The organism is Salinimicrobium oceani (genome assembly GCF_012037645.1).
The window spans coordinates 1-545 of sequence record NZ_JAAVJR010000332.1 but is presented as its reverse complement, the minus strand read 5'-3'; the positions used below and the strand labels follow the sequence as shown (position 1 = coordinate 545).

Annotated in this window: 1 pseudogene; it reads left to right on the top strand. The window is 41.3% G+C overall.

Annotated elements, in window-relative coordinates:
* Positions 1–545: pseudogene (locus tag HC175_RS17025) on the top strand (translocation and assembly module lipoprotein TamL); the annotation flags it as partial.

Here is a 545-nt window from a genome sequence, read left to right as displayed (position 1 = left end):
TCTTAATGTTGCTAATTACTTCAATGTATATCGTAACTCCTTTATCGAACTAAACCAGGTTGCCACGGCTGAAAATGTGAATTTTCCGGATCTTTATTTCGATTTCAATGAAACCGGAGACCGATTTTTGACCATTCCGGAAGGTGCTAATATGTTTCTTAGAGCTGCAAGATTAGGTGAGGTCAACAGTCTCACAGGAGATCAAACCCAGATCCTGAACGACATTCGGGAACGAAAGAACAGGCTTACCGAAGATAACCTCATTTCCTCCACCAATTTCTCTTACATCCTCAATAGAAAAGAAAATATTTATGACGAGGATTTTTCGCGCTTACGTGTGAAGCTCGAAACCGCAGGGAATATTCTCTCTGCAATTTCAAAGTTGGGAGCCGTGGAAGAGGATGAAGATGGCAGGTACAGCATATTTGGAGTGAATTTCTCTCAATACGTCAAAACCGAAATAGATTATATCAAACACTGGGATCTTGATAGAGGAAATGTAGTTGCCATCCGGGGATTTGGCGGAATAGCTATTCCCTACGGAA